We start from the raw sequence: 9303 nt of genomic DNA on the forward strand, positions 1-9303 counted from the left end.
ATCAATAATTAGTCTGACTTGAGTATCGTAATTATTGTGAAGATAACTAATACACTGATTGAAGTAATAACGATAAGCGGCAAGCCAACGCTTCCAAACTCGATGTAATTCTTTACTAGGAAATAGCCTGATTTTCAATACACTGTTCGGTGGCTGCTTTGTCGATTTCTTGTGACGCGACTTCTTTTTGTAAGTCTTGTTTGATGCTTGACTTGTATTTTCTAAGCCCGTATAACCTGCTAGAGAAACAGTGGATGCTCGACAACATATCTTGTACGAGTTCCTGTTCTGGACTGAGCTTACGGTCATTGAGAACCACGAGTTCGCACTCAAATTTTGTGCATAACCACCTAACCAATTCAAATCCGAACCGGACAAGTCGCTCAGGGTGGGGAAAGACAATACGTTAGATATCGCCGTCGATGATTCGTTCCAGAATGGCGAGGAATTTTTTCCGTTTAAAATTGAGTCCGCTGCCAACTTCTGAAATAATTTCAGCCTCTGGGTATCTTGTGCGTAAGTGTTCAAGTTGTCGTTGCAAATCGTCTTGCTGGGAATGAGTCGATACTCGTCCATAGCAAATAGTTGTAATTGTCCGGGGTATTCCGCCAATTTTTCCGACTTATTCGAGGATGAACCGCCTTTGACCTCCTGGTGTACGGATTGCTTTAAGCTTGCCTTCGTTTTCCCATCTCCTGAGACTGGAGACATGGACACCAAGGATTTTAGCTGCTTCCTTGGGAGTGACATGGTGCATTAAGACCTCATTAAATCAACTACTTTTAGTCTAGCGTGAGTTAATATTATTTAATCGCTTTAAGCAAATAAGTTACAATTACTTACACGTCTTCCCGATTGCTAACCTTGAGAATTACTCACATCATTAGCTATAATTCCCAGTAAATTCAATTTGCTCAAAACTTCTATAGCTGGCTTCAACTGGTTGCTAGTCACCTGACCAATACGCGCCACCATGACAATTGCTTGACAGCATGATGCCAAAATTCTGGCATCCACGCTGCCTAAAATCGGCGGTGCATCGATGAGGACTAAATCATAGGTTTGCTCAAACAACTTTAGCAGTTCTGCCATTCGGTTGTGACTCAGCAATTGAATTGTGTCCTCCGGTGTGGGGCCAGCAGTCAAAATATCAATAGAAGGGTGAATGGGTTGGATATAATCTTGGACTTGGGTATTTGTGTCATCAATTAATAACAGAGATAGTCCCCAGTCATTACACAGTTGCAAATTTTTGTGTATGTGAGGACACTGCAAGTTAGCGTCAATCAATAAGACGCGCCGGTTCATTCGCGCAGCACTTGCAGCTAGTCCCAGGGCCAAGGTGGTCTTACCTTCTCTAGATATTGCTGAAGTTAACATCAGGGACTTGTAGGGGTAAAGATGCTTGAATATTTGAAGGTTTTGGTATATAATATCTATGCTTTCATGGCTAGGTAACCAAGTGCTAGCTTCTAACAAAGGGACAGCTAAATTTTCCTGTTTGCGCCAAAACCAGCGAGGTAAACCCTTGTTGACACTAGAGAGCGCCAATTTTGGCACTGACCCCAATATTCTCAGCTGCGTCAGCTTCTGTAATTGCTTAACAGAATATATAGTGTAATTCAAAATTCCCCAAATCAGGGACAGGGCAATACCTGCAATGGGACTAACTACAACTCCCCCCAGTAAAAGTGTTTTTCTCCGGTCACTTGTGGAAGTTCCCAAACCTGCTTCCTCTAAAATTTGCCAATTAAACCCCCCCTGAGAAATCTTTAATCCCAAATACTGCTGGGTCTGGACTAATTGCTCAAGTATCTTGCGTTGAGTTTCTACTGCTGGTAGTAGGCGGTTGTACTCAGCTATAAGGCTGGGGTATTTGCTCAGTTGGGACTTGAGTTGTTTCTCCGATTCAGATAAACTATTTTCATGAGCCTTTAGTCCTTGTAGAACTGTTTGCACCTGAATAAATTCTTGCATCAGGGTAGGATTAACTTCTGCTGCTTCTCCTTGTGTCAAGGGTAATTTTTCGGTGTCACTAACATTTTTAATATCTTTGACATCTACCAATTCTTTGATTTCTTGCTCTAACAGCGCTTTTTGACTCTGATATTGCTGTCTGAGTCGTTCTAAGATTGGCGACTCCTCTGTATAGCGCATTTCCTCCCTAGCAATGGCTACTTCAGTGTTTTGAACTGCACCCAATAGGGATTGGTAACGAGTTGATTGGTTTAAACGAGAAGCAATTCTGGCCTTCTGGGATAACTCAGCGATTTTTTGTTCTAGGTTATTGTACCGAGCTTGTACATCTTTGATCTGTGCGCGGGTAATTTGTTGCTGTTTGTCAACATCAGCAAGAGATTCTAGCAGGATTTTACTTTGTACTTCCGGGTCAAGTATATTATGCTGTTTGCGGAAATCTTCTAACTTTTTCTCAGCTTGACTCAGCTCTTTTTTGGTCTGAGGTAAGCGTGCGCTAACAAAACTCAGTCCTTGCTTCAGTCGTTCTTGTTGTTGCTGTGTATTATACTGTAGATAAACTGTTTGTAGAGCTTGCAACACTCTTTGTGTTTTTACTGGGTCATTAGCACTAAAGGAAACCTCAAATATTTGACTATGACCTTGATAAACTCCAGAGATGACTGGTAATTGCTTGACTAACAGACCTGTTTTTTGATTGTCTCTATGGTAGCCTTTAATATCTTCTAGGGTAATATCTGGATAATCAGAACGCAGAATATCTACAGCTTTCTGTATCAATTTAGAACTCACCATCAGTTTCATCTGATAGCTGTGATCAAATACTGGTGGGTTGGCTCCGGTTAAGTCATTATTTGTACTTAAGGAACTATTATTTACTCTAACTCCCTCGTATAAATTGGAGTGTACCAATATCTGCATGGAGCTTTGATAATTCGGTTTGATATTGAGAGCCAAGTAGCCAGTCACTGACATAAATATGCAGGAAATACCTAAGCAAAAAAAGCGCCGGCGAAGTAAAATTTCAGGTAGTCTTCTGACATTAACTGGTTTTATTGAAGAGTAATGAACCAGTTGGTTTTGATTCATACTTGTGTTACTCACTATCAAATTCCTCTAATATATAAATCTACCGAACGCTATATATGGAAGATTATCTTGTCGTTGCTAAAAAAAATGATGTTTTTTCACCCTATAGATTTACTATTTTACTAGAGGTTTATGATTTGTATTATGAAGATTGTGTATAACCCATGATGAAGCTATTTTTGTGACTAAATACCGTAAGCGGCGATCGCGTTATGCTGAAGGTAATCGCCTGGGTTCTTATACTTTAAGCAATCACCGCACTTTTAGGGCGGTGAAGTACGTCAAATAGTTACAATAAATTAAGGGTGGGTTGCTCATGGCTTACCCACCCTAGTGATTAGCTTAATAAGGCCACTTCCAATCGCGAATTTCCGGCATATCTTCGCCGTGTTCCTGAATGTATTGCTTATGTTCAATCAGCTTATCTTCTAACATCTGTTTCACATAAGCAGCTTTATAACCTAGTTTTGGCACGCGGTCAATGACATCCATCACCAAGTGGAAGCGGTCAAGGTCATTGAGCACAACCATATCAAAGGGGGTGGTAGTGGTTCCCTCTTCCTTATAACCGCGCACGTGTAAGTTTTTGTGGTTGGTGTGGCGATAGGTCAGACGATGGATTAACCAAGGATAACCATGGAAAGCAAAGATAATTGGTTTATCAGTGGTAAAAATTATATCAAATTCTTTACCGCTTAAACCGTGGGGATGCTCAGTTTGTGGTTGTAGTTTCATCAAGTTGATGATGTTGACCACCCGCACCTTTAATTCTGGGAAGTACTGACGCAGAATATCGACTGCGGCTAAGGTTTCTAAGGTGGGAACATCCCCCGCACAAGCCATAACTACATCTGGTTCACTCCCTTGATCATTGCTAGCCCATTCCCAAATACTCAGGCCTTTGGTACAATGCTTAATAGCAGCGTCCATGTCTAAGTATTGCAATGATGGCTGTTTTCCAGCAACTATGACATTGACATATTGGCGACTTCTTAAGCAATGGTCTGTTACCGACAGCAGAGTATTAGCATCGGGGGGAAGATAGACGCGGATAATCTCGGCTTTTTTGTTAAGTACATGGTCGATAAAACCAGGGTCTTGGTGAGAGAATCCGTTATGGTCTTGTCGCCAAACGTGAGAGGTGAGTAAATAGTTAAGGGATGCAATCGGTCGCCGCCAGGGAATATGATTAGTAGTCTTGAGCCATTTGGCGTGCTGGTTAAACATCGAGTCGATGATGTGGATAAACGCCTCATAGCAGGAGAAGAAACCATGACGACCTGTAAGCAGGTATCCTTCTAACCAGCCTTGACAATTGGTTTCACTGAGCACCTCCATCACCCGACCATTGGGTGACAGTTTCTCATCTTCTGGGAGGATATCCGCTACCCACGTCCTATCTGTCACTTCTAGCACCGCACCCAGTCGATTTGACGCGGTTTCGTCAGGGCCAAATACCCGAAAGTTGCGGCTTTCTGCGTTGAGTTGCATCACGTCCCGCAGGAACTCTCCGGCTACTTTGGTAGCTTCCGCATAAGTTGTCCCTGGTTTGCTGATCTGAACAGCATAGTCTGGGAAGTCGGGCATTTTCAAGTCCCGTAGGAGAATACCGCCGTTGGTGTGGGGATTGTCCCCCATGCGTCGCTGTCCTTGGGGTGCTAGTTCTGCTAGTTCGGGGATGAGTTTACCGTTAGCATCGAAGAGTTCTTCGGGTTTGTAACTCTTCATCCAGTCTTCTAGTAATTTTAGGTGTTCTGGGTTACCGACTACGTTACCAAAGGGTACTTGATGCGATCGCCAATAGTCCTCGGTTTTTTTCCCGTCTACTTCTTTAGGTCCTGTCCAACCTTTGGGGGTTCTCAGGATAATCATCGGCCACTGGGGACGTTTGCTAGTGTGGCTATAACCATGTACCCTAGCTTCTCTTTGGATGCTGTGGATTTGGTCGATCGCAGTTTCTAAAATTGCCGCCATTTGCTGGTGGACATCCCCAGGGTCACTACCTTCTACAAAGTAAGGTTTATAACCATAACCTAAAAATAGGTTTTCTAATTCTTCATGACTCAACCTAGCCAAAACCGTGGGGTTAGCTATTTTATAGCCATTGAGGTGTAATATAGGCAGCACTGCACCATCATTCACAGGGTTAAGAAACTTGTTAGAATGCCAACTGGTAGCTAAAGCCCCCGTTTCCGCCTCTCCATCACCCACAACCGCCGCCACAATTAAATCAGGGTTGTCAAAAGCAGCACCATAGGCATGAACCAGAGCATAACCTAATTCTCCCCCTTCGTGAATTGAACCAGGGGTTTCTGGTGCAACATGGCTAGGAATACCACCGGGAAAAGAGAACTGTTTAAACAGTTTCTTCATTCCCTCTACATCTTGGGAAATGTTGGGGTAGTATTCGCTGTATGTCCCTTCCAGGTAAGTATTAGCGACTAGTCCCGGTCCCCCATGACCAGGACCTGCGATATAAATCATATTCAGGTCATACTTTTTAATTACCCGGTTGAGATGAACATAAATAAAGTTCAGCCCTGGTGTTGTTCCCCAGTGTCCTAATAGTCTGGGTTTAACGTGTTCAGATTTTAAAGGTTCTCGCAGTAGGGGATTATCAAACAGATATATTTGTCCAACCGAAAGATAGTTAGCAGCACGCCAGTAAGCGTTTATTTTCTCCAGTTCTTCCCCGGCTAAAGGCTGCATTTGTGCGGGACTTGCTAAAGTCATATCAAACTCCATTGCTAAATTTTTTTGCTAACTCCATGGGTTTATCGTCAGCAAGACTTCTGAACCAACGACAAATTACCCGAAAATCTCATCGGTGAATTTACTTCTACAATTAGGGAGTTTTTAACAATTCTGACAGGATAGTTTTCTAATGATTTTTCTCCACAATCGCAACAGGAATACATTATTAACCTTCTGTTAACTTTCTCTGCTGTCTCCATGAAACACTAACAGATTTACTCTAGTATAGAAACATTTTTAATGTTTATTTTAAGTTTGATTTCCTGATCTATATTCAGCATAGAATAGTACCTGATGTTCCCCGGAAAATATCCTTCCTTAACAATTGATAAGTATTACTTTGGGTAGATGCAGATTTGGGACTGGTAATAGTGACGTTGGATATTGTCCAGTGGTATAATCAAACAATAGTACGTAAGTTCTAATATAACCGTTGTCAAGATAGTATTATTAAGAATTATTACTAGTAGACTATTACCCAGCCGATATGTTAGATCACACCCCATGCTTAAATGGCCATCTTCCTCACGCTCACGACAACAGTCAAAATACTATTCGCATTCGGGGTGCTAGACAGCATAATCTCAAAAATATAGACCTGGAATTACCACGCGATCGCCTGATTGTATTTACTGGGGTTTCCGGTTCCGGTAAATCTTCCTTAGCCTTTGATACCATTTTCGCCGAAGGTCAACGGCGTTATGTAGAGTCCCTGAGCGCCTACGCACGGCAATTTTTAGGTCAATTAGATAAACCGGATGTCGAAGCCATCGAGGGGTTAAGTCCGGCCATTTCCATTGACCAAAAATCTACTTCCCATAACCCCCGTTCCACCGTGGGGACAGTCACGGAAATTTACGATTATTTACGCCTCCTGTTTGGTCGTGCTGGTGAACCCCATTGTCCCATATGCGGGCGCTCCATTGCCCCCCAGACCATTGACCAGATGTGCGATCGCATTTTGGAATTACCAGACCGTACCCGGTTTCAAATTCTCGCCCCCGTAGTCCGCGGGAAAAAAGGGACTCACCGCAAGCTGTTATCGAGTCTCGCTGCTCAAGGTTTTGTGCGGGTGCGTGTAGATGGGGAAGTGCGGGAACTCTCCGACTCCATAGAACTAGATAAAAATATTACTCATACTATAGAAGTTGTCATTGACCGCTTAGTAAAAAAAGACAGTATTCAAGAGCGTTTAGTAGATTCTCTTTCTACGTGCCTTAAACAGTCCGGTGGTATTGCCAACATCCTGGTCAGTCACAGCGAGGAGCAAGAAGAAGAATTAGTATTTTCAGAAAACTTCGCTTGTCCAGTCCATGGGGCGGTAATGGAAGAATTATCGCCGCGGTTGTTCTCCTTTAACTCCCCTTATGGCGCTTGTCCCCATTGTCACGGCATAGGCAGTTTAAAAACATTTACCCCAGATTTGATTATACCTGACCCGCAATCGCCAATGTATGCAGCGATCGCCCCCTGGTCGGAAAAAGAAAACTCCTATTATCTAGATTTGCTATATACTTTAGGACAAGCTCACGGGTTTGAACTCCAAACCAAGTGGAATCAGCTAACAGCAGAACAACAGCAAACCGTGCTCTATGGCGAAAACCAGGAAACAAAGCAGAATTTTAAAGGTGTCATCCCCATTTTACAACGGCAATACGAGGGGGGGTCAGACTTAATTAAGCAGAAATTAGAACCCTATCTCATTGACCAACCCTGTGAGGTTTGTGGAGGAAAACGCTTAAAACCCGAAGCTTTAGCGGTACGCTTGGGACAATATGGTATTTTAGACTTAACCGGGGTTTCGATTCAAGATTGCCAAACCAGAATTGATCAGTTAAAATTAAGCGATCGCCAACTGCAAATTGCCGACTTAGTTTTAAGAGAAATCAAAGCCAGATTGCAATTCTTACTAGATGTCGGCTTAGATTATCTCACCCTTGACCGTCCCGCCATGACCCTTTCCGGTGGGGAAGCCCAACGCATTCGTTTAGCCACACAGATAGGTTCTGGTTTAACAGGGGTACTCTATGTTTTAGATGAACCCAGCATCGGTTTACATCAACGAGACAACGGCCGCTTACTCAAAACCTTAACCAAATTACGCGAGTTAGGTAACACCCTCATCGTCGTAGAGCATGACGAAGAAACCATCCGCGCTGCTGATCACATCGTTGATATTGGACCAGGTGCAGGAATCCACGGCGGAAATATTACCTCTCAAGGCGACCTAGAAACCCTACTCGCAGCAACAGACTCTTTAACAGGTGCTTACTTATCGGGGAGACGAGTAATTACCACCCCAGCGCAACGAAGACAGGGGAACGGACGCAGTTTAGTAATTAAAAACGCCCATCGCAATAACTTAAAAAATATCGATGTAGAAATTCCCCTAGGTAAACTGGTCTCCGTCACCGGTGTTTCTGGTTCCGGTAAATCTACCCTCATCAACGAACTACTTTATCCCTCACTACAACATCATTTAACAAAGAAAGTCCCCCTACCCAAACACTTACAAGAAATTCAGGGATTAAACGCAGTAGATAAAGCCATTGTCATCGACCAGTCACCCATAGGACGTACACCACGCTCCAACCCCGCTACCTATACAGGTATTTTCGATGCAATTCGAGATGTATTTTCCCAAACAGTCGAAGCCAAGGCCAGGGGATACAAACCCGGACAATTTTCTTTTAATGTCAAAGGTGGGCGTTGTGAAGCTTGTAGCGGTCAGGGTGTCAATGTCATTGAAATGAACTTTCTCCCAGATGTGTATGTACAGTGCGAAATTTGCAAAGGCGCAAGATACAACCGGGAAACCTTACAGGTGAAATACAAAGATAAATCTATAGCAGACGTGCTGAATATGACCGTCGAGGAAAGTTTAGAGTTTTTCCAGAACATCCCCAAAGCTTTTACCCGACTGCAAACTTTATATGATGTCGGTTTAGGTTACATCAAACTCGGACAACCTGCTACCACCTTATCTGGAGGGGAAGCCCAACGGGTGAAATTAGCCACAGAACTATCTCGCCGCGCTACAGGTAAAACCCTGTATCTCATAGATGAACCCACCACCGGATTATCCTTTTATGATGTCCATAAATTATTGGATGTATTGCAAAGGTTAGTCGATAAGGGTAACTCCATCTTAGTCATTGAACACAATTTAGATGTCATTCGTTGCGCTGACTGGGTAATTGATTTAGGTCCAGAAGGTGGGGATAAAGGCGGCGAAATCATTGCGGTGGGGACACCCGAAGAAGTTGCAACCAATCCTATTTCTTATACAGGACAATATTTACAGCAGGTGTTACAGCAGTATCCAGCGAGTTAAAAAAAATAGGTTCTTCAGTACCTAATATGCTAAATTGTTTTGATAAAATCCGAAAAGGCTTACCGTATAAGGGAAATAATGTTGGTTATTGAAGAAAATGCCTGAATATTCCTTCTTAATCTCTGTTCCCTGTTCCCTGTTCCCTGTTC

General features: G+C 43.0%; 3 protein-coding genes and 1 pseudogene. 1 reads left to right on the plus strand and 3 read right to left on the minus strand.

Features of this window, described 5'->3' with window-relative positions; genetic code table 11:
* Positions 1 to 115 precede the first annotated feature (115 nt).
* The 3 genes and pseudogenes from PN457_RS01435 to PN457_RS01445 form a co-directional block, all read right to left on the minus strand.
* Positions 116 to 757 (minus strand): annotated as a pseudogene (locus tag PN457_RS01435) (IS607 family transposase).
* Positions 758 to 858: 101 nt separating this feature from the next.
* Positions 859 to 3066, minus strand: coding sequence for a GumC family protein (locus tag PN457_RS01440; protein ID WP_271730834.1), 2208 nt, complete (start codon positions 3064 to 3066; stop codon positions 859 to 861).
* Positions 3067 to 3408: 342 nt separating this feature from the next.
* Entirely contained in the window at positions 3409 to 5799 is a 2391-nt protein-coding gene (locus PN457_RS01445) for a phosphoketolase family protein (RefSeq protein ID WP_271730835.1), read from the minus strand.
* 508 nt (positions 5800 to 6307) lie between these two features.
* On the opposite strand from PN457_RS01445, the gene uvrA reads away from it, so the two are divergent.
* Positions 6308 to 9154 carry an excinuclease ABC subunit UvrA gene (uvrA, locus tag PN457_RS01450; RefSeq protein WP_271730837.1) on the plus strand — a complete coding sequence of 949 codons (2847 nt, stop codon included), beginning with the start codon at positions 6308 to 6310 and terminating at the stop codon, positions 9152 to 9154.
* Positions 9155 to 9303 lie beyond the last annotated feature (149 nt).

Origin of the sequence: Anabaenopsis arnoldii (genome assembly GCF_028331025.1) — a bacterium.
GTDB lineage: Bacteria > Cyanobacteriota > Cyanobacteriia > Cyanobacteriales > Nostocaceae > Anabaenopsis > Anabaenopsis arnoldii.

What these genes read in the sequence shown, in the direction of transcription:
- PN457_RS01440 (WP_271730834.1), bottom strand. Translation starts at nt 3,066, where the DNA reads ATGAATCAAAACCAACTGGTTCATTACTCTTCAATAAAACCAGTTAAT.
- uvrA (WP_271730837.1), top strand. Translation starts at nt 6,308, where the DNA reads ATGTTAGATCACACCCCATGCTTAAATGGCCATCTTCCTCACGCTCAC.
- PN457_RS01445 (WP_271730835.1), bottom strand. Translation starts at nt 5,799, where the DNA reads ATGACTTTAGCAAGTCCCGCACAAATGCAGCCTTTAGCCGGGGAAGAA.